The sequence below is a fragment of the Ruminococcus sp. NK3A76 genome (genome assembly GCF_000686125.1).
Lineage (GTDB): Bacteria > Bacillota > Clostridia > Oscillospirales > Ruminococcaceae > NK3A76.
This window is the reverse complement of record NZ_JMMA01000002.1, coordinates 2,033,530-2,055,088: the sequence shown is the minus strand read 5'-3', so window position 1 is coordinate 2,055,088 and position 21,559 is coordinate 2,033,530. Positions and strand designations below refer to the sequence as shown.

Genomic DNA, 21,559 nt, shown 5'->3' with positions numbered 1-21,559 from the left:
GTAGAACGATAAAGCTTATAGCTTGCCTTGGGGCTGATATTTTTTCAGGTCACCTTAAGTGACGAGCTGCCCGACTTTGCAACACTTGTTATCTGAGCGCCGCGCTTGGAGGCAGCATAGACCTCACCGAAGTCGCTCAGATCCTCAGCAGCAGAGAAAATCTTTTTGCCGTTGTGCTCTACATATGTAGCAACGCGATATGCAGCCTTTTCGCCCCAATAAGAGCTCAGAGTTGCAGAAGATGTGTTTGCGCCGCTTACTGTTTTTATGAGCTTCCAGTTCTTTGCGCTTTCTTCGCCGCCTTCTTCATCGCTGACTACTTTGCCCTTGTAGACAGCATAACCACTCACACCGGTCACAGGCTTCCAAAAAATGGTGATATTGCCTGCCGCACTCGATGAAGATGATGTAATATCTATACGCTTATTATTTACTATAACGGGCACCTCGCAGCTTGCATTTTCCGTTTTTATAGTAATAACAGTCTTGCCGGGCTTTTTTATATCAAGCAAAAAACAAGTGACATTCTTCTCATTCCCAGAATGCCAGTATTTTTCAGATTTAACTGTGGCAACAGACGGGTCAGAGGACGAAAACTTCCAATAGCCCTCCTCTTTGGCAGCAAATCTGACAGTTATGCTGTAATTCTCACGCCTAAACGAGTCTTCAGATATAAACATACAAGCCGCACCGCATTCATCAAGGTCCAATGCTTCAATTTTATCCTCTGTGACCTCATCATCAGAATAAGCGAGCGCTGTTATGCCCGAATTATAATTTGTATAAAGCGCACCCTCGCAGGCCGAGAAAAGTATTGCACCGCTGAGCATCATTGATATCATCTGTTTTTTCATATTTTTTCCTCCTTATATTTCACTTATTTCTTGTTTCCTTTAGGGTATTGTCAGCCGAGGAAGCTGTCGAGTCTACGCTGATTAAGCAACTCCTTGATAATCTTTTCTTATCATTATTGAGCATTAAAGCAACTGCTGCAGAAATCTTTTTTCCATATTAAGACCTCAATTCCTTCGACTTTTATTAACAAGCAGTGATTCTTAGCACATTTGCCTATGTTTTATAATTATAACACATTTTTTTCGCTAATTCAAGTATAATTGTATATAATCAGAGGAATACAGTTTATAGTGAGAGACAGCATTGTATAAGCCACTCTTCACCGATGAAAGGGCACTGCGGAAAAGGATTAATAATGATTTCCTAGAAGAATAATTATCACCGACCTTTTCGGCGCTTTTTCCTATAAATACGCACTTTTATCGATATGGTGGGGGTGACCTATTCGGAGGTTATAATTGACCATATCAGGTGGCTTTTCTGTTACGAAAGGGACATATAATAAAAAGTGACCTTTTCGGTAAAACGGCGTAAATACGTAGTTTTAACCCGAAAAGGTCATTTTATAATTGTATTATAGCAATGCGGCCTAATCATCGAAACAGAGTCTGCTTTGCAATTCTTTTTTCAGCGCTTCTTTGTCAGCCCCCGATGCCAGCCAGTAGTGTTTAGGATCCTTAAAGCCTATCTTTAGACTTTTGATATTAAGTTTTTTCTTTACTTCTTTTAAGGTAGTGTCTCCTATATCAAGCTCGTCTTGTAGCTTTTTGACATCATTATAATCGGCGTAGCCGCTGCTTTCCAGCAGCATGATCAGGCGTTCTTCAAGTTCGTCGCTTCTATTGCTATTTCTTTCATGCCTATGGACAGGGTTCAATATGTCATCCGCCTTAAGGTCACATGTGCCGATAAAGGTTATGCCGCCATGCTGCGGCTCTATTCTGAACTTAATACTTTGGCCGCTTGGGGCTAAGCTGCTCTTCTCGTGGCACATTACTATCACCGAGGGGTCTTCAGGATCTTTGCCTAGTATGAGCATACTCCTTGCTATTGCAGGTATATCTATCGTGCCCAGAGCTCTATGAAGTGCCTTGTTTTGCGACATCTTGTTGTGGTGCATTACGAAAATAACGGCACAGTTATACTTTTCGGCAAGCTTGCCTATTCTTGAAAGTATAGGGCGAACTTCGTTGGCTCGATGCATATCTACATCCGCCCCTAGATAAGCCTGTAATGGGTCAAATATTATAAGCGCAGGCTTATACACTTTCATAATGCTCTCCACCCTTTCATCTGATAAGGACAGCCCCTTACTGCTTTCGTCGATCATGTATTTGTTTTTAAATATAGGACCCATAAGCTCAAGACGCGGTTTAATTGTATCGGCAATACCGTCCTCTGCGGTCTGATATACAACATTCATAGGGGCTCTGCCATTAGCTTCAAGAAAGAACGCCCCGCCGTCTGACACCCTTGCAGCGATATAGAGACTTAAAAAGGTCTTGCCAGTTCCCGGATCTGCGGTCAGTAGTGTTATTTTCCCTCTAGGTAAATACGGGTACCATAACCAGTCTGTCATCATGCTTTGAACATCTGACAGGCAAATGATTCCTATGCTGTCCTTCTCGGCCTGTGCCCTGTCAAAAGGCTTTTCATTCTTTGAAAGCTTTGCAAGCATCTCCTTACCGTCGTTAGGGAAGGCCGAGAACAGGTCGCTTACATCACCCTTCTCGGGGATATCTTTCCAAATTTTTGAAAGGTAAAGTATCTTTACAAGTTCAGCCTTGTCGCTGATTTTCTGTGCCACTAGCTTTGCGAAGTCCTTGCCGGGCTTGTCGTTGTCTGGGATAATGCAGACACGTTTCGATGCAAAGAACTCGGTGTATTCATCATACCACTTGCTTTTAGCCCCGTCGGGAGGGCTTACCGCTGGAAATCCCATAGCCGCCATATTGTCGGCGTCTTTCTCGCCCTCAACCAGATAGAGGCATTTGCGATCTCCATACTCATGCTGTCTATATAAAGGTGCTTTTTGGCCGCCTCTGCCGTTTTTCCATTCATGCCCATAAAAGAACTGCCAACGAAAGCTTTTGTCATGGTACCTTACCTTTTTAAAGGCTACATTGCCCTGCTTATCTCTATAGATATACTCGGCATCAACTTGATTATTAACAGATGCCCTTGACTGCTTGTTGGTGCCAGGGTAAAGGTCTTTCAGAGTGAGCCCTGCTGCTTTAACTATGTCTTCCACGCAGCATCCCGCAAAGCAGTGAAGAAGTATCCTGCCATCAGCGGCTTTTGTTATAGATAAGCTAGGGTGAGTATCATTGTGCGCTGGACAACATGCAAGAAATGAATCCTTACCATTATCTCACGCTTCGTTAAAATACTTAATCAAATCATTTATGTCCATGCCCTATCCTCCGTTTGAATCAGAAGCTGAGAAGCCTCCGATGTTTAGATACTCAATGAGCTTGTCAACGTTGATAAGGACCTTGTTGCCTGCTTTCACGAAAACGATTTCGTTTTCTCTAACCAACGATCTAACGTAATGTTCCGGAAGATCCAGCATAGAGGCTGTCTGCCTTATCGTCCTCATGCGAGGAATTGCGTGTTCAATAAAATCACTTTTCATTATTATCCTTTCTGCCTTTATGGGCTTGCATTCCCGTCCCATTTATGTTATAATTAAAACGGAAAGCTTATTGGTTGAATTGGCTTCCACGACAGGCTTTAATAGGCCTATCTGCCGTCTGGGTGCTGGAATCACTCAGACGGTTTTGATTTATCACCTCTTTCTTTTATTATGGACTTGACAAATGTTAAGCTTTGTAGTAGAATGGTTTATAGAGTAAATCTTTGTTGACAATAATATTATATCACACCACAAATGACTTGTCAACACTTAGTTACAATATTTTTATAAAAACAACAAAACATAACTAATATTCGAAGGGGAGTGTGAATGAATGCAACAGATTTCAGAGGATTTTTCTTCTAGATTAAATGCTATTATGAAGGAAAAAAATGAAAATCAAGCCAAGCTTTCTGATGCTATAGGAGTATCACGCCAAGCGATTTCTCTGTATACAAAAGGTTTAAGAAATCCTGATATATACATACTCAAAAAAATATCAGAGCATTATAATGTTTCGGCCGATTGGCTGCTTGGACTTACGAATGTTTGTTCTATCAAGGAGGATGTACAAGCCGTATGTGATTATACAGGCTTATATGAGGAGGTGGTAAGTAAGCTTCATGCATTAAAAACTGATTCTGATGAGGATCTTCTGCTAACTATTTCAAGGCTTGATACGATCAATCGTATTATTAATAATGACAGTTTATTTGATTCTCTTGATTATATTGATTCTGTATTTGAAAGTGTCAAAAGTAATGAATTTTGCTGTAATCTAATCTATAATCAAATGAGTCAAATCATTAATGGTAAATGGAATATATATTTCAAAATAGAGTTTTTCAAACTTATAAATAGCAAGTTTTTGGCAGAGGCAAGGCCATTTATTCCGGATAATATTATTAGAATACTTGACAAGTCGTCCAGTTTTTGCGTTGAAGGCCTTAATTCGGTACCTATAACTTATGATGACGAAAAAGATTTTATTAATTTTTTTAACAATGATTATAAAAAAGTATATGATGAATTTATAGAGTATAAAAGCTTTAGATTTGATACTATTATAAATAGAATAAAAGAAAACATAATGATTGGGGAGAAAAAAGAATTAGATTATTTGATTAAATCAATGATTCATATTACCAATAATATGTCCCTCGATCGATGGAGTAATAATAAAGATGAAAAGGATAGATTTAAAGAATATGTACTTGATCTCCTTAATTCTGCAAAATAACAAACAACCGCCTGATGTTGGCGCATCAGACGGTTGAGATAGACCTCACCAAAAGGGAAGGCCGCTAAATGTAGCGATTTTATTATAGCACGTTTTCCCTTACGGTGTCAATAGTTTACAACGAAAGGAACGTGATGAAATGGCAAATATCACTAAAAGAGGAAACACCTATCGGATAAGGGTCTCATGTGGACTTGATATCAACGATAAGCAGATAGTCAAGAGCACAACATATAAGCCCTTGCCGGGAATGACGGAGAAGCAGATACAAAAAGAGCTTCAGAAACAGGCACTGCTTTTTGAGGAGGCTTGCAAGAACGGTCTTGTAAGTAATGACCCCCGCCTTACCTTTGCAGATTTCTCAGAGCAGTACCTTGCGATAAAAAAGAATGTACTTTCTCCGACTGTATATGAGGACTATTCGCAGGAATTGAATAAGCTGATATATCCGCAGATAGGGCATTTAAAGCTTTCGGCAATACGACCTGTACATATACAGAATTTCGTGAAATATCTTGCTGAAACGCCTACTACCAAGACCTATCGTAATGGTGAGAAGGTCACATTTGATAAGTACCGTTCTCCTGCTACAATAAGGCGTATCATTGCAATAGTTCAGTCTGTACTCACTCAAGCTGTTAAGCTTGAACTCATTAGCTCTAATCCTTCTGATTCCAAAAAGCTGACCTTGCCTAAGGCAACAAAGCCTAACATAGAGATATTTACCAAGCAGGAAGCCGCTCAAATGCTTTCTTGTTTAGAAAATGAGCCCCTGCAGTATCGTGTATTGATACAGCTTGCTGTTATATTAGGCGCACGCAGGGGAGAATTGGTCGGTCTTAAGTTTTCAGATATAGATCATATCACAAAAAAAGTGGTAATTGAGCGTGCCGCTTATAAGATTAAAGGGAAACCGACGGATATCAAACCACCGAATGATTTTGAGACAAGAGCAGTTTCAATACCCGATTATTGCCTTAAGCTTTTAGATGAGCTTAAAGAAGAGAAAAGTAAGGAGGCAGAAAAGCTGGGAGACCAATGGGTAGATGGTGATTGGATATTTACCCAGTGGAATGGCTCACTTATGCACCCTGACACTGTAACAAAATGGTTCAGCAGCTTTCTTTCAAGATATGGTTTAAAACATCGCAGGTTTAATAGCTTAAGACATACATCGGCGACATTGCTTCTTTATGGCGGAGTAAGCCTGAAACAGGTCCAGGGTCGTCTGGGACATGGTAATATCGCTACAACTAATAAATATCTTCACATCATAGCTGAGGCAGATGAAGAGGCGGCTAATATCCTCTCAAATATGCTGACAGTAAAAACAAAATCGCACGCTGATCCCACAGATGCTGATAAAACAAATAAGGCAATTTAGCACAACACAATGCCCTTGTTCTTACCAATAATGGTATGAACAAGGGCAGTTTTTATTGGATTTATGCCGTAGTTATAAAAAGCGGTATGACCAAACTATGACCAACTACAAAATATCTCTAAAACAAAAAACTCCCCGACTTCACGCAAGCAGCGTAAAGTCGGGGAGTTTTTTGGAGCTGGTAGCCGGACTCGAACCGGCGACCTGCGCATTACGAATGCGCTGCTCTACCAACTGAGCCATACCAGCATTTGCAACTGTAATATTATATCACGTTTTTATGCTAATGTCAAGGGTTATTTTGTCGTGCGGGGGAGTGTCTTATATTATAAATATAGTATATACTCATGTGTTGTGCAGAATGTACAAATTTGGAGCGGTATTTTGTCTGTTATTTGTCAGAAAAATTGCTGATAAACTCTTGATTTTTTGCGAAAAAAGGGTTATACTATATTTAGCACTCGGAGATGATGAGTGCTAACACTTAAAGACCCTAAGTGCTAATACAGCATATGGCATTTGAGAAAGCAGGTGAGGTAATGGACAGCAGAAAGCTAAAAATACTTGCAGCGGTAGTCGATGAATATATCGTCACGGGTGAGCCTGTGGGCAGTAAGACTATCATGAACCATGTCAAGGCCTCGTCTGCAACTATCAGGAACGAAATGGCCGAGCTTGAAAAGCAGGGCTATCTCGAACAGCCGCATACATCGGCAGGCCGTGTGCCAACCTATGAGGGCTACAGGCTTTATGTTGACAGCCTTATGGAAAAGAACACTATCTCAGATGCCGATAAGCAGAGGATAGATGAGCTGTTCCCGGAGACAGGCGTTTATAACAGCGATGACGAGATGTTTGAGAGCGCTTCCTATGCGCTGGCCGAGCTTACAAAGTGTGCGGCAGTTGTCGCAAGCACAGCGCCTAAGTTCTCGCTGATATCAAAGGTCGAGGTAATACCTACAGGCAAGAGAATGTATGTTATCCTTATGATAACTTCAAACGGCTCGATAAAGAATAAGGTCTGCCGCCTGCAGTTTGACCTGACGCATGAGCAGCTTGCATTCTTTGAGAACTTTGCCAAGGAGAACTTAGAGGGCATCGCAGTCGATGAGCTGTCTGATGAGTTCTTTGAGAAGCTGTCGGAGGCTATGGGAACTTATATGATGAGCCTTTCGCCGATAGTTTCAGCACTTATGAATATGTCGCAGGAGATGAGCTCGCATTCGGTTAAGGTCGAGGGTCAGAAAAATCTTCTTACCTGCAAGGACTTTGACCAGAACGAGATAATCACCTTCCTTGACAACCAGAACGACGAGATAAAGCGATTCTTAAACGAGAGCTTCAGCGGCCTTAAGGTGCATTTCTCGCCTGAGGACGGGGGCTTCGTGATACACAATTCGAGCATTATCACGGCACCTATCGAGAAGAACGGAGTGAGCTACGGCTCGCTTGGTCTGATAGGGCCGATGAGGATAGATTATGCAAAGTTCATTCCATTCCTTGAATACTTTGCAGACAGGATAACCCGTATGATAGCAAAAGAAGATGACGATGATGAGCAGACTAAGACATAGAATGAAAGGACGGAATACACAAGTGACCGACGAGAAAGAGATACTTAACGAGGAACAGGAACAGCAGGCTGAGCAGCAGGAAGCCGCAGAGGAGCAGCCCGAAGCAGAAGCCGCTGAGCAGGCAGCAGAAGAAGAGGAGGAGCTGACCCCCGAGCAGAAGCTCGAAGCTGAGCTTGCGGACCAGAAGGACAAATACTTAAGGCTCATGGCTGAGTATGATAATTTCAGAAAGCGCTCGGCAAAGGAAAGGCTGGAGCTTACAGACAGCGCAAAGGCATCTGCTGTTGAGGAGATACTCCCGATGTGCGATAACTTTGAGCGTGCGCTCGCAGTCGAGTGTTCTGACGAGAACTTCAAAAAGGGCATCGAGATGATATACAAGCAGTTCGGCGATGCGCTTGCTAAACTGGGTGTAAAGCCTATGGAGCTTGAAGGCACAGAGTTTGACCCGAATGTTGCAACAGCTGTCAGCACAGTTGATGACGACCAGCTCGGCGAAAATGTTGTAGCACAGGTGCTCCAGAACGGCTACACATTAGGCGACAGAGTCGTAAGACACGCAATGGTGGTCGTAGCAAACCCCTGATTTAAGTAAACAATTAGTTTAAATACAGAGAAACAAGAAAGGATTTGATCTTATGAGCAAAATAATCGGTATAGACTTAGGTACAACAAACTCCTGCGTAGCAGTTATGGAGGGCGGCGAGGCTGTCGTTATCCCTAACAGCGAAGGCGCAAGAACAACACCTTCCGTAGTCGGCGTTTCAAAGTCTGGCGACAGACTGGTAGGCCAGGTGGCTAAGAGACAGGCTGTTACTAACTTTGACAACACAGTGATCTCTATCAAGAGACATATGGGCTCTGACTACAAGGCTAAAATGGGCGGCAAGGAGTATACTCCTCAGGAGATATCCGCAATGATACTCCAGAAGCTCAAGTCAGACGCTGAAAGCTACCTCGGCGAGAAGGTAACAGATGCAGTTATCACAGTTCCTGCATACTTCACAGACTCACAGCGTCAGGCTACAAAGGACGCAGGCCAGATAGCAGGCCTCAATGTTAAGAGAATAATCAACGAGCCTACTGCTGCTGCTCTTTCCTACGGTATTGATAAGGAAGAGGATCAGAAGGTAATGGTATACGACCTCGGCGGCGGTACATTCGATGTATCTATCATTGAAATGGGTGACGGCGTTACAGAGGTACTTGCTACAGCCGGTAACAACAGGCTCGGCGGCGATGACTTTGACCAGAGAATAATCGACTGGATGGTCGAGGAATTCAAGAAGGCTGAGGGCGTTGACCTTTCAAACGACAAGATGGCTATGCAGAGACTTAAGGAAGCTGCTGAGAAGACAAAGATCGAGCTTTCTTCAACTCCTTCTTCTGCAATATCCCTCCCGTTCATCACAGCAGATGCAACAGGTCCTAAGCACCTGGAGATGACACTTACACAGGCTAAGTTCAATGAGATGACAGCTGACCTTGTAGAAGCTACAATGGGTCCTGTTCGTCAGGCACTTCAGGATTCCGGCCTTTCTGCATCTGACCTTCAGAAGGTGCTCATGGTCGGCGGTTCTTCAAGAATACCTGCCGTTCAGGAAGCTGTCAAGAAGTTCCTCGGCAAGGAGCCCTTCAAGGGCATCAACCCCGATGAGTGCGTAGCTTTAGGTGCTGCATACCAGGGCGGCGTTCTCGGCGGCGACGTTAAGGACGGCCTGCTTCTCCTCGATGTTACTCCGCTTTCACTCGGCCTTGAAACAATGGGCGGTATCTGCACAAAGATCATCGAGAGAAACACAACTATCCCTACAAAGAAATCACAGATATTCTCAACTGCTGCTGATAACCAGTCTGCTGTTGATATCAACGTATTACAGGGTGAGAGAGAGTTTGCAAGAGACAACAAGCAGCTCGGTATGTTCCGTCTTGACGGTATCGCTCCTGCTCCCCGTGGCATACCTCAGATCGAGGTAACATTCGATATCGACGCTAACGGTATCGTACACGTTTCCGCTAAGGACTTAGGCACAGGCAAGGAGCAGAACATCACTATCACTTCTTCCACAAATATGTCCAAGGAGGACATCGACAAGGCAGTCAAGGAAGCAGAGGCTTTCGCTGCTGAGGACGCTAAGAAGAAGGAAGAGGTTGACACACGCAACCAGGCAGACCAGATGTGCTTCCAGATAGAGAAGGCTCTTAACGAGTTCGGCGACAAGGTAACAGCTGACGAGAAGGCTTCCGTAACTGCTAAGATAGATGCACTTAAGGAATCCCTCAAGGGTACAGACATCGAGGCTATCAAGGCTAAGCAGAAGGAGCTTGAGGACGCATTCCAGCCCGTTGCTACAAGGATCTATCAGGCAGCAGGTGCTGCTCAGGGTCAGCCGGGCGCTGAGGGCTTCGGCGGTGCAGGCTTCAATGGCGCTGACTTTAACGCAGGCGGCGCACAGGACAGCGGTGCATCTTCCAAGGCCGGCGATGATGTTATCGACGCTGATTTTACAGACGCTGAGTAATTGATAATTACCACGCCGCAGGGTGACTAAAGCCCTGCGGTTTAGTGGGTTAAAGAGGGATAAGGCTTGTTTATTCTTACCTCTTATTTCTCACGAGGAGGACTATTATGGCAGACAACAAAAGAGATTACTATGAGGTGCTGGGTGTATCCAAGGGCGCTTCAGATGATGAGATAAAAAAGGCTTTTCGTAAGCTCGCCAAGCAGTATCACCCTGACCTTCACCCTGACGACAAGGACGCCGAGGCAAAGTTCAAGGAGGTAAACGAGGCTTACGAGGTGCTTTCAGACCCGAGCAAAAAGGCAAAGTATGACCAGTTCGGCTTTGCAGGTGTTGACCCGAATTACGGTGCAGGCGCAGGCGCAGGCGGCGGAGGCGGTTTCGGCGGCTTTGGCGGCTTCGGCGATATGGGCGATATCTTTGATTCTATCTTCGGCGCATTCGGCGGCGGTTCAAGACAGAACCCCAACGCTCCGAGACGTGGTTCTGATATAGAGGTAGGCACAGCTATCAGCTTTATGGAGGCGTGCAAGGGTGTAAGCAAGACTATTAAGGTCAACAGGCTGCAAAAGTGCCCTGACTGCGGCGGCTCTGGTGCTGCGGCAGGCTCGTCGGTCAAGACCTGCCCTGACTGTAACGGCAAGGGTACTGTGAATATATCGCAGCAGTCGCTGTTCGGTATGGTAAGACAGACAGTCAAGTGCTCACGCTGCGGCGGCAGAGGCAAGATAGTAGATACCCCCTGCAAGAAGTGCAGCGGCAAGGGCATGGTCAAAATGGCCGAGGAGAAGGAAGTCAACATACCGGCTGGTATCGATGACGGCCAGCAGCTCAGAGTCGGCGGCGGCGGCAACTGCGGCGCAAACGGCGGCCCGAACGGCGACCTTTACATCACCGTGACAGTGCGCCCTGACCCGATATTCGAGCGTGACGGATATGATGTTTGGACGGATATTCCGCTTACCTACGGGCAGGCAGCGCTGGGTGACGAGATAGTAGTTCCGACTATCGACGGCAAGGTGAAATACACCGTTCCTGAGGGCACGCAGGCAGGCACTGTTTTCCGCTTAAAGGGCAAGGGTATCAAGAAGGTCAACCGCAACGACAGGGGAGACCATTATGTCAAGGTCTACGTCGAGATACCGAAGAACTTAAGCAAGGAGCAGAAAAAAGCGCTTAAGGAATTTGAGCAGACACTTGAAACCAAGAACTACCAGAAGCGTCAGACATTCTTTGACAAGCTGAAGGAAAAGTTCAAGTAAACAATAGAATAATTAACGCCCCCGAAGACGTGATCTTGTCTTCGGGGGCGTGTTGTATTCTGTAACTGTTATCAGAGAAGGTGTGCTCTGAGCTCCTCGCCGCTCTGCTTGCAGAGGTAAGCAGGGGGGATATCGAATATCGTCTTGCAGCCTGTTGCACCCTCAGCATTGAGCTTGTATGCAGCCCTTGCAAAAGCGCACAGAACGCTTGATGTGAACTCGGGGTTGGAGCCGAGCTTTAAGCTGAACTCGATGACGTGCCTTGTCTTGCCGCCCTCGCCTGTTGAGCCTGTGCGGAGAACGAAGCCGCCGTGAGGAATGCCGCTGTGGTCTCTTGCAAGCTCCTCCTCGGTGATGAAGTGAACTGTCGTGTCGTAGTCTGCGAAGTAGTTGGGCATTGTCTTGATGTCATGCTCTATCTGTGCGAGGTCTGCGCCCTCCTCGGGAACTACGAAGCACTCTCTTGTGTGCTTCTCACGGGTGGAAAGCTCGGGGTCTTCGCCGTTTCTGACTCTTTCAAGAGCGCTCTCTACAGGGATAGTATACTGCTTGCCGTTTTTAACGCCCTTAACACGTCTGATAGCATCAGAGTGACCCTGGCTGACACCCTTGCCCCAGAATGTGTAGTCGTGGCCGTCAGGCAAAACAGCGTTGCCATACATTCTCATAAGCGAGAACAGACCGGGATCCCAGCCGATAGATATTATGCCGACCTTGCCTGCTTCCTTTGCTGCCTTGTCAACATTTGCAAAATGCTCGGGAATCTTTGCGTGTGTATCAAAGCTGTCAACAACGTTAAAGAGCTTTGCAAACTCAGGTGTCTGAACGGGGAGGTCGTTAGCGCTTCCGCCGCAGAGGATAAGAACATCTATCTCAGATGCGTGAGCTGCTGCGTCGTTTACCGAATATACCGGAACGCCCTTTGTCATTATGCTGACAGTCGAGGGGTCACGTCTTGTGAATACAGCGGAAAGTGTGAGGTCATCATTCTGTGCAACAGCATACTCAACACCTCTGCCGAGGTTGCCGTAGCCTAAAATACCGATACGAATAGTCATTGTGTTATCTCCTTAGTATTTGTTTTTGACAGTGACAGTATGCAAATATAACTCACTGTCCAAAGAATATTTTAACAAATAATCAGTCCTGTGTCAAGGATATCACAGAAAGTTCAGGGATATCCACACAAAAAAAAGACTGCCTGCACACAGCAGACAGCCCTTAATGTCATATCATTAAACCTCAGCTATGACCTCTACCTCAACGAGAACGTCCTTGGGGAGCTCTTTAGCTGCAACGCAGGAACGTGCAGGCTTAGATGTGAAATACTCGCCGTATACGCCGTTGAATGCAGCGAAATCGCTCATGTTCTTCAAAAAGCACACTGTCTTTACAGCCTTGTCTAAAGAAGTGCCTGCCTCTGCGAGGATAGCGCTTAAGTTCTTGCATACCTGATGTGTCTGCTCCTCGATAGTTGTTGCCTCGACATTGCCGTTTGCAGGGTTGATAGCTATCTGACCTGAGGTGAAAACAAGGCCGCCTACTATCTTTGCCTGTGAATAAGGGCCTATCGCATCGGGTGCGTTCTTTGTGTAAACTGTTGTTGCCATGATAAAAACTCCTTTACTTGTTTAATATCTTGAAGCCGCCCTTCTTAAGTGCAGCTCTTATATCCTTGATGTGCTGGAAGTTTCTTGTTTCAAGAACAAGACGCAGCAGGCATTCGGTGATGTCGCTGTCCTCGCTTGCACGCTCGTGGTGTATAGCGATGACATTGCCGCCGAGCTCGGAGATGATGCTTGAAACGCCTTTGAGCTGGCCGGGCTTGTCTTCAAGCTGGATAGTGAGCGTATCAGACCTGCCTGATTTGAGAAGACCTCTCTTGATAACACGGGAGAGAATAGTAACATCTATATTGCCGCCCGAAACTACGCAGCAGACGTTCTTGCCCTTGATGTCAGGTATCTTGTCAAACATTACTGCCGCTACAGGTGTAGCGCCTGCGCCCTCTGCTATGAGCTTCTGCTTTTCTATGAGGTAGAGGATAGCAGATGATATCTCATCGTCAGTAACGGTAACTATACCGTCAACATACTTCTTGCAGTATTCAAATGTATTCTCGCCGGGCTCTTTTACCTGGATACCGTCTGCTATGGTGTGAACATTGTCAAGGCAGAGTATCTTTTCCTCAGCAAGGCTCTTTACCATTGAAGGAGCGCCCTCAGCCTGCACGCCGTATACTCTTACAGAAGGCTTTAACTGCTTAATAGCATAAGCCACGCCCGAGATAAGTCCGCCGCCGCCGACAGGAACAACGACAACATCTACGTCCTGGAGCTCGTTGTATATCTCAAGGCCTATAGTGCCCTGGCCTGCGATGACATTCTCATCATCAAACGGGTGAACGAAGGTATAGCCCTTCTCGTCACGCTGTCTTATAGCCTCTGCATATGCATCATCATAAACGCCGGGTACTAAGCATATCTCAGCGCCGTAGCTTCTTGTAGCCTCGACCTTTGAGATAGGTGCGCCGTCAGGCAGGCAGATAACAGCCTTTATACCGCTTTTCTGAGCTGCAAGTGCAACGCCCTGCGCATGGTTGCCTGCCGAGCAGGCGATAACGCCGTGGCTCTTTTCTTCCTCGGAAAGCTGCGATATCTTGTAATATGCGCCCCTTACCTTGAATGAGCCTGTGACCTGTAAATTCTCTGTTTTGAGGTAGGTATGTACCCCCTCATTGACCTTCGGCGCATAGATGCAGGCAGTAGGTCTTACTACCTCTTTGAGAACTCTTGATGCGTCGTATACTTTATCCAGTGTCAGCATTCTTATTTCCTCCTCAATTAAAAACGCCTCGCCTCCATAACAAGAGGCGAAGCGTGTTACTCCGTGATACCACTCTAATTGCAAGAGCATAGCCTGCGCCCTTGCCACTTGAGCCCTTTAACGCAGGGAATACGCATAGACCTAAGGCAAAGCCATTCAGCCTATAAGCTCTGGAATGATCCGATAAGCCAGCCGGATACCGCCCTCTCACCATACGGGCAGCTCTCTTTAAGCGGCGCACGCCTTATCCGTTTCCGTCACAGCAATTAGCTATATTTGAAAATCTATAATTAATTATATCACTTTGAAAATTTTTGTCAAGCCCCTAATTATGAATTCTTTTCCTTTTCAGTGTCAGACTTTTTGTCATCTTTCTTTTTGTCGTCCTTCTTGTCGTCTGAGTTGCTTTCCTTATCCTTCTTAGCAGCAGCTTCCTCCTCGCTGAGTGCGAGCTGTGTGAAATCAGGCAGCTCGTCTCTTGTTACGGTGATCGTGCTGTTGTAGATGTTGATAAGGTTCTCTGTGGTGTTGTAGCTTTCCTCTATAAAGCCGTCGTCACGCAGCAGGAAGTTTCCGCCCCACTGGCCGATGTATGACCAGTAGCCCTTGTCACGCACGATGTTCTCAGCACTCGGCAGGTTGCCGCATTCGCTCATGGCGGCGGGCTTTGTAGCGCATATGCTCTTTAGGAAAAGAATCCTGTCAGTCTGGCCGGAGAGGTTGCCCTGGTCGTAGATGTCCACCGAGAGAATATCGCAGTATTCATCGCCAACATACCACTTGGAATTCTGTGCGCTCCACACCCATATGAGGTTGTTAAGGCCGTGGTATTTTGTCATTCTGTTGTACATGAGCGTCCAGAGCCACTTGTAGCTCTTTTCGTCCTTGCCCCACCAGAAGTAGCCGTTGCTCGCTTCGTGAAGCGGCCGCCACAGAACTGCTATGCCCTGATCCTGCAGCGGTTTGAGATCCTCAGATACCTTGTCGATGTCTGCTATCAGGTCAGCGCACTGCTGTGTGATCTTCTTTTTCTTGACGAGCTTTTCTATCTCCTCAGGGGTCAGCTGAGAGACCTTTTCCTTGGCAACAGCCTTCGAGAGGTCAAAGTCAGTCTTGTCAGCATAGTAGTCGCTCTTTTCGCAGGGAGCGTACCAGTGCCACATAAGGCCTACTATGCCGCCCTCCTCGCTCCAGATGACGCTGTTTGCAAGGTCGTCTTTAGAGAGCTTGGGGTCGTCGGTTGTTATCTGCATAAGGTCGCCGAAGCGAATCGCCGGGTACTTGCCTGTGAGCTTGTATATAGCCTCTGTCTCGATGTTCGTGCCGATAGAATCATACTGGCCGAGCAGCACTCTCGAACCGCTGTTGAGGCATATGTATGAATAAAGCGCCTTTGCACTGCTCGTCGCATTCGGGTTTGACAGCTTGGCCTTGTCGAGCGAGTAGTCAAGCGTTTCTATCTCGTCGCTTGCCTTGACTGTTACCGAGTCGATGTCAACAGCACCGTCGCCGTAGCCTATCTCAAGATTGAGTGCGCCTTTTTCAAGGTAGATGTTTGAAACAAGGCAGTCGGTGAAATCCTTGCTGTCGCAGCTGACATAGTGTATGTGGTCGCCCGTGCTGACAGCAATCCTTGTCCACTTTTCGCTTGCGCATCTGATGATTATCGTGTAGAACTGGCTCTCGGGCAGGTCGTATGCGAATGTCGCCTTGTCGCCTGAATCCTTGAAGCCCGTGATGTAGCCGTCGCCCTTGAAGCCCTTGCGCTTCTTGGCGGTTTTGAGGTTGCCGGAAAGTGCGCCTATCTCGGCTTCTATCTTCTTTGAGAACTTCTCGTATTTTATCTCCTCAGCCTCGGGCTGTGTCTGTTCTATCGTTGTCACAACAGGTTCAGCGTCGGGCTCTGACTGTGTGTCTGCACCTGATACAGTGGTATGTGCAGGTGCAGCTGTCTCTATGCTCTCGTTTTCCTTTATCTTGCTTCCGCAGCCTGTGAGCATGAGTGCAGCCGCAAGGCTGAGCGCCCCTGCTCTGAGTGCGGTGGATCGTGTCTTCATTTTTATGATTGCTCCTTTGCCGTGATCGTGATTATGGTGTTACGGTGTATTTTCTGCCGGCCTTGGTGTCAAATACAGCGCAGCCATCAATGTATTCAAAGGCTATGTTCTCGCCGTGGCAGCTTATTCTGCTGTTTTCTCCGGTGATTAGTGTGCATCTGCCGTCCTTTGATGCTAAGACGGTGATGCTTTTTGCTTTGCCGTTTTCCCACTCGCAGCTTACCGTGAAACCGCCTCTTGCCCTTAAGCCCCTGAATGAGCCGCTTGCCCATTTCTCTGGCAGGGCAGGAAGAATGTTTAGCTCACCGTTCTCGCTTTGCAGCAGCGCTTCTGTTATGCCTGCCGTGCCGCCGAAGTTTCCGTCTATCTGGAAAGGCGGGTGCATATCAAACATATTGTCAGCGGTCGAATTTGAAAGAAGTGCGGCGATATTTCGGTATACCTCCTCGCCGTCAAAAAGCCTTGCGTAGAAGTTTATCATCCACGCTCTCGACCAGCCTGTGTGGCCGCCGCCGTGTGAGAGCCTGCGCTTTAGTGTAGCCGCTGCGGCATCTGCAAGGGCAGGGGTCTTTCTCTTTGAGATGAGCGCTGCCGGGTAGAGCGCAAAAAGCTGTGAAACGTGCCTGTGCCCGGGCTCTGCCTCGTCGTAGTCGATAGCCCATTCCTTTATCTGGCCGTATTTGCCGACCTCGGGCTGGGGGAGCTTTGTGAGTATCTCTGATAGCTTCCTGCCGAATGCATGGTCGGTGTCGAGTATCTGCTGTGCTTCAATTACGTCTTCAAACAGGCAGGTGATTATCTGGCTGTCCATTGAAGGCCCTATGCACAGCGAGCCCTTTGTGCCGCTCTCGGTGATGTAGGTATTCTCAGGTGAAACGGAAGGGCAGGTGACGAGCCGCCCCTGCTTGTCCTCTATCAGGAAATCAACAAAGAACTGTGCGGCTTCCTTTATTGTGTCGTATTCTGCTGCTAAGAACTCCCTGTCCTGCGTGAAGCGGTAGTGCTCCATAATATGCAGGCAGAGCCATGCCGCACCCATAGGCCACTGTGTTGCAGGCATCCAGAGATCCTGCGGAGCAGTGTCGCCCCAGATGTCGGTGTTGTGGTGGCATACAAAGCCTGAGCAGCGGTACATCTCCTTTGCTGTCACACGGCCGTTTGGCCTCATTCTCTCGATGTGCTCAAAGAGCGGTAAGTGCATCTCGCTTAAGTTGCAGCTTTCAACTGCCCAGTAGTTCATCTCGGTGTTTATGTTAACTGTGTATTTGCCGCCCCATGCAGGCCACATATCCTTGTTCCATATACCCTGGAGGTTGAGCGGCAGCGAGCCCTCACGGCTGCCTGCTATATAAAGATATCTGCCGAAGCTGTGATAGAGCTGTGTTAGCTTGTTATCCTGCCTGCCTTCCTTTACTCTTGCAAGGCGCTCGTCTGTTGCAAGGGCAGAAACCTCATCTTCGTTATCCTTGTCATCAAGGACTATCGCTGCCCTGTCAAATAGAGCCTTGTAGTCATCGATATGGCGCTTTCTGAGCTCAGCGTAGCTGTACTGTGCGGCTTCTTTAACGTCAAACTCGGCCTGCTCCTTGTAGTCCTCAGCCCTGAACGATGTCTGAGCACCGAGGAGAATTGTGACCTCATCGCACCCCTCTGTCTGCAAAAAGCTGCCGTAGCGGTAAAGCCTGCCGCCATTTACGATGACTTTGATATATGCAGCAAAGTTTATCCCGTCCTCGCTTCCGCAGCCGCCGTAGAAAAGTATCTCGCTGTCGGAAACGGGTGAGTTGTCGTCAAAATAATCGTCTCTGCCGTCGATGCCTATGCGCACGGATATGCTCTCGGCCTTGTCGGCTGTTATGTTCATGACAAGCACCTGGTCGGGGTAAGAGACAAAGACTTCTCTTTTGTATCTCACGCCTGATAGTGTGTAGTCGGTCGTGCATACTGCATTTTCAAGGTCGAGCGAGCGGCTGTGAAAGTCAGCCACGCTCTCGTTATAGTGTTTTACAGTAAGGTCGCCGAGCGGCATATAGTGTCGCTGGTTGACAGGTGTGCCGCAGAAAAGGTCGTTGACTATCGCTTCTGCTTCGGATATCTTTTCATCAAAAAGCAGCTGCCTAACTTTTGCAAGGTTTTCATATGCGTTTTTATTGTTGCGCTCACGGTAGCCGCCGGACCATACCGAGTCTTCGTTGAGCTGCAGCTTTTCTTCACACGGCTGTGAGAACACCATAGCGCCTATGCGCCCGTTGCCGAGCGGCAGAGCCTTGTTCCAGTCATCAGCCGGTGCCTTATACCAGAGAAGTGAGTCTTTCATAAGTGCAGTTTCCTTTCAGAAATAATTAATATACTCTGTTATTATAACATATCCTGTACGATTTTTCAACCTCTTATCAGTGAAAAATGTCCCCGGGATACAAAACGGGGACATTTTTTAGGCAACACCGCACAAAGATTGTGGTACAGATACGCAGTCAGATTTTTCGTCAGATTGCCCAAATTTACCGCAGGAATACTAACGTATTTCAAGGTGAATTTGGGTGATATGACGGAAAATCTGCAAGTAGATGTGCCGCAAAGCTCTCAGGCGGTTTTTGTGCGGTGTTGCCTTTATCTTTTTTGCTGTGTCTTACTTAGCAGTTACCTTGACCTTTGCCGAGGTATAGCCGAGGTACTTGATGCCGTTTACGTTCCTGTAGGCTCTTACTAAATAGGTTATGCTCTTGCCGGACTTAAGACCCTGGATAACAGCGCTGTTTGTCTTTACGCTCTTGACTATGGCCTGATTGCCGTCGCCGTCAACTCTGTATATGCTGTAGCCAGTAACGCCGCTTATCTTCTTCCAGCTGAGCTTGCATGATGTCGATGTTACGGAAGATGCCTTGAAGTCCTCAGGCGCCTTGGCAGATGTTGCGCAGTCGAGCAGTGCCGAGTAGGTCGAGAGGATAGTATCATTTCCTGCCTTGTAGTATGTTCTTACAAGATAGTGATACACCGTGTTCGCCTTGAGCCCTGTGACCTTGAAGGAGTTGGTCTTCACATCGCACAGCTTGGTGTATTTCTTGGTAGAGGTGTCGTAAGCATAGAGCCTGCTGCCGTCAACTGTCTGGTCGGCAGGTATCTTCCAGCTTATCGTCTGGCTCTTGTCGGAATTGGTCTTTACCTTAAGGGCTGTGGCTTTCTTTGCCATTGTGCCTGTGGTGCAGAGGTCGGAATACTCAGAGAGTATCGTCTCGCCGCTCTCTGCCTTGTAAAGCGACCTTACAAGGAAGGTATATGCCTTGCCTGCGGTCAGGCCAGTCACCTTGAATGATGTCTTGTTTGTCTGTGTGAGCCTTGTGTATTTCTTGGCCGCTGCATCGTAGGAATACACTCTGTAAGCCTCGGCCTCGCCCTGCGAGCCCATTTTCCAGGCAAGTGTCAGCGAATCCTCTGTCCTTTTTGTAGTCTTGATATCAGTAACCTTGGTAGCCTGAGTGTAGACTGTAAGAATGTCGCTGTACTGCGAGAGCACCATGGTGTCCTCGGTGTTATAGAAGCTCCTTACCATGTAGCTGTATTCAGCGCCGGGGGTAAGGCCGCTTATCGTTGCGGTGTTCGTGGTGACCTGTGCAGCTCTTTTGTAGTTGCCGGTCTCCTTGTCGTAGAAATAAACTCTGTAGCCGTTCACCTTGCCGGAAGGAGCTTTCCATGTGAGCGTCTGTGTTGTGGCGCCCGGCTTCTGGAGTTTGAGCCCTGTCGCCATGACGTTCTGTGTGCCTGTGTGGTGTGTCGAGCTTGCAGCGGAGAGCGTGCTTACACCCTCGGTGTAGGCCTTGCTGCCGTCTGCATTGAAATATGCCTTTACTGCGAAGTTGTATTTCGTATTCTCTGTAAGGCCTTTTATTTTGAGCGATGTGCCTGTGGTGGTGCCGGCCTTGGAGTACTTGCCGCTGCCGAAATCATAATAGACCACATAGCCTGCTGCACCGTTAAGCGGCTCCCACGAGAGGGTAATGCTTGTGAGTGCGTTTTTGGAGCTTAAGTTGTAGGGAACGTCTGACTTGACTGTCACGCTCGATGAAGGTTCGCTCTCAGCGTCTACTATGCCGTCAGTGTAAGCACATACATAGTAGCTTGCCGACACCGGCGAAGCCTCTACTGTGTAGGAGAGCTTGTCTGCCCCCACCTCACCTGCGAGTTCGACTGTGCTGCCTGTCTTTTTATAGATGCGGTAGCCGTCAGCGCCTGAGACCTTGCTCCAGCTGATAGTCGCAGTGCTGCCGTTTACCGTTGCCTTGACACCCGTTACCTTGGCAGGAGCCTCGTTGACATAGAGCACATCTCTGTCAACAGCCGTAGGTATGCCGTTTACCCTGCCTGTGAAGGAATACTGCCACATATGGTAGAGCCCCTGATACTTTGTCTCGTTGGTGACGTTGGCTATCCACATGGGGTATTTTTTCTCGATAGAGGAAGCATCTATCTCGCCTTGTATCCAGCTGACATACGAGTAATAGCCTGCATCATAGCCGCCTGCGCTTATCGTGTCAAGGAAGCTAAGTGCGAACTGCGTCATGCTCCATGTCGTTATCGAGCCGGGCTTTACTCTGCCCTCTGAGCACTCCTGGTCAAAGTACACCGGCAGGTCGAGCCTTGTAGTGCCGAGAACCTTAAGAACGTAGTTTGCCTCGCTCACGGCCTCTGCCTTGGTGATAGCCGTCGAGTAATAGTAAACGCCTATCTTCAGGCCTGCCTCTCTTGCGCCGAGGTAGTTCTGCTTGAACTTCTCGTCCAGGCAATGAACGCCTGTCTGCCTGTCGCTGTAGCCGAGCCTGATGATAACGAAATCGACCCCGTCGGCCTTGACCTTCTTCCAGTCGATATCAGTCTGCCACTTTGAAACGTCTATGCCGTATATCTTCTTGCAATTTGCAAAGCGGGGATTATGTACGAGCGCCTGCGCCTTAGGAGCTTCTGCACTGAGCATGATACACAGAGCACATACTAAAGCTGCGATAACAGACACCATGATATGCAGTGTTCTTTTCTTGGTATGCATAATTATTCACCTTTCCTGAAATATTGATTTTTGTGTGATTGTAACCGGTTTGTAACAAATTCATTATACACTATTTTTCTCAGCTTGTCAAATATTTTGAGGTGGAAAGATATGTAAGCGAGCAGTCCGAGAAGAATTACCTGATGCGAGCGCAGCGGCACAA

15 protein-coding genes and 1 tRNA gene are annotated in these 21,559 nt (G+C 47.2%); 6 read left to right on the top strand and 10 right to left on the bottom strand.

Annotation, left to right across the window (positions count from 1 at the left end; all coding sequences use genetic code 11):
• Nucleotides 1-44 precede the first annotated feature (44 nt).
• The 3 genes from CD05_RS0109575 to CD05_RS18145 form a co-directional block, all read right to left on the bottom strand.
• Nucleotides 45-854 (bottom strand): hypothetical protein, encoded by an 810-nt coding sequence (locus CD05_RS0109575; RefSeq protein ID WP_028510316.1) that lies wholly within the window; start codon nucleotides 852-854, stop codon nucleotides 45-47.
• Between the two features lie 590 nt (nucleotides 855-1,444).
• Nucleotides 1,445-3,106 (bottom strand): AAA family ATPase, encoded by a 1,662-nt coding sequence (locus tag CD05_RS19730; RefSeq protein ID WP_051588923.1) that lies wholly within the window; start codon nucleotides 3,104-3,106, stop codon nucleotides 1,445-1,447.
• 165 nt (nucleotides 3,107-3,271) lie between these two features.
• Nucleotides 3,272-3,490, bottom strand: coding sequence for a helix-turn-helix domain-containing protein (locus CD05_RS18145; protein WP_037322930.1), 219 nt, complete (start codon nucleotides 3,488-3,490; stop codon nucleotides 3,272-3,274).
• Between the two features lie 334 nt (nucleotides 3,491-3,824).
• Between CD05_RS18145 and CD05_RS19725 the strand changes: the two genes are divergently transcribed.
• Both CD05_RS19725 and CD05_RS0109555 read left to right on the top strand, forming a co-directional pair.
• A complete protein-coding gene (locus CD05_RS19725) occupies nucleotides 3,825-4,730 on the top strand; it encodes a helix-turn-helix transcriptional regulator (RefSeq protein ID WP_051588922.1) in 906 nt (301 codons plus the stop codon).
• A gap of 139 nt (nucleotides 4,731-4,869) precedes the next feature.
• The gene (locus CD05_RS0109555) at nucleotides 4,870-6,114 is read left to right on the top strand and encodes a site-specific integrase (protein ID WP_028510315.1); all 1,245 of its coding nucleotides are present in this window, start codon (nucleotides 4,870-4,872) and stop codon (nucleotides 6,112-6,114) included.
• Nucleotides 6,115-6,287: 173 nt separating this feature from the next.
• Here CD05_RS0109555 and CD05_RS0109550 read toward each other — a convergent pair.
• Nucleotides 6,288-6,363, bottom strand: a tRNA-Thr gene (locus CD05_RS0109550).
• A 263-nt stretch (nucleotides 6,364-6,626) separates the two neighbouring features.
• Here CD05_RS0109550 and hrcA point away from each other — a divergent pair.
• The 4 genes from hrcA (at nucleotide 6,627) to dnaJ (ending at nucleotide 11,472) form a co-directional block, all read left to right on the top strand.
• On the top strand, nucleotides 6,627-7,688 hold the full coding sequence (hrcA, locus tag CD05_RS0109545; RefSeq protein ID WP_347495208.1) for a heat-inducible transcriptional repressor HrcA: 1,062 nt from the start codon (nucleotides 6,627-6,629) through the stop codon (nucleotides 7,686-7,688).
• 22 nt (nucleotides 7,689-7,710) lie between these two features.
• The gene (gene grpE / locus CD05_RS0109540) at nucleotides 7,711-8,274 is read left to right on the top strand and encodes a nucleotide exchange factor GrpE (RefSeq protein WP_242841250.1); all 564 of its coding nucleotides are present in this window, start codon (nucleotides 7,711-7,713) and stop codon (nucleotides 8,272-8,274) included.
• 52 nt (nucleotides 8,275-8,326) lie between these two features.
• Nucleotides 8,327-10,210: a molecular chaperone DnaK gene (gene dnaK / locus CD05_RS0109535; RefSeq protein WP_028510312.1), complete on the top strand. Its 1,884-nt coding sequence runs from the start codon at nucleotides 8,327-8,329 to the stop codon at nucleotides 10,208-10,210.
• 107 nt (nucleotides 10,211-10,317) lie between these two features.
• Nucleotides 10,318-11,472 carry a molecular chaperone DnaJ gene (gene dnaJ / locus CD05_RS0109530; protein WP_028510311.1) on the top strand — a complete coding sequence of 385 codons (1,155 nt, stop codon included), beginning with the start codon at nucleotides 10,318-10,320 and terminating at the stop codon, nucleotides 11,470-11,472.
• 71 nt (nucleotides 11,473-11,543) lie between these two features.
• Here the strand turns inward: dnaJ and CD05_RS0109525 are convergent, their stop codons facing one another.
• From CD05_RS0109525 to CD05_RS19720, 6 genes are all read right to left on the bottom strand, one after another.
• Nucleotides 11,544-12,530: a diaminopimelate dehydrogenase gene (locus tag CD05_RS0109525; protein WP_028510310.1), complete on the bottom strand. Its 987-nt coding sequence runs from the start codon at nucleotides 12,528-12,530 to the stop codon at nucleotides 11,544-11,546.
• A gap of 177 nt (nucleotides 12,531-12,707) precedes the next feature.
• Nucleotides 12,708-13,082 carry a Rid family detoxifying hydrolase gene (locus tag CD05_RS0109520; RefSeq protein WP_028510309.1) on the bottom strand — a complete coding sequence of 125 codons (375 nt, stop codon included), beginning with the start codon at nucleotides 13,080-13,082 and terminating at the stop codon, nucleotides 12,708-12,710.
• A 13-nt stretch (nucleotides 13,083-13,095) separates the two neighbouring features.
• On the bottom strand, nucleotides 13,096-14,298 hold the full coding sequence (gene ilvA, locus CD05_RS0109515) for a threonine ammonia-lyase (protein ID WP_028510308.1): 1,203 nt from the start codon (nucleotides 14,296-14,298) through the stop codon (nucleotides 13,096-13,098).
• A gap of 329 nt (nucleotides 14,299-14,627) precedes the next feature.
• Entirely contained in the window at nucleotides 14,628-16,355 is a 1,728-nt protein-coding gene (locus CD05_RS18135; RefSeq protein ID WP_037322928.1) for a glycosyl hydrolase, read from the bottom strand.
• A gap of 31 nt (nucleotides 16,356-16,386) precedes the next feature.
• Nucleotides 16,387-18,672 (bottom strand): glycoside hydrolase family 95 protein, encoded by a 2,286-nt coding sequence (locus CD05_RS0109505; protein WP_028510307.1) that lies wholly within the window; start codon nucleotides 18,670-18,672, stop codon nucleotides 16,387-16,389.
• A 312-nt stretch (nucleotides 18,673-18,984) separates the two neighbouring features.
• The gene (locus CD05_RS19720) at nucleotides 18,985-21,396 is read right to left on the bottom strand and encodes a fibronectin type III domain-containing protein (protein WP_051588920.1); all 2,412 of its coding nucleotides are present in this window, start codon (nucleotides 21,394-21,396) and stop codon (nucleotides 18,985-18,987) included.
• Nucleotides 21,397-21,559 lie beyond the last annotated feature (163 nt).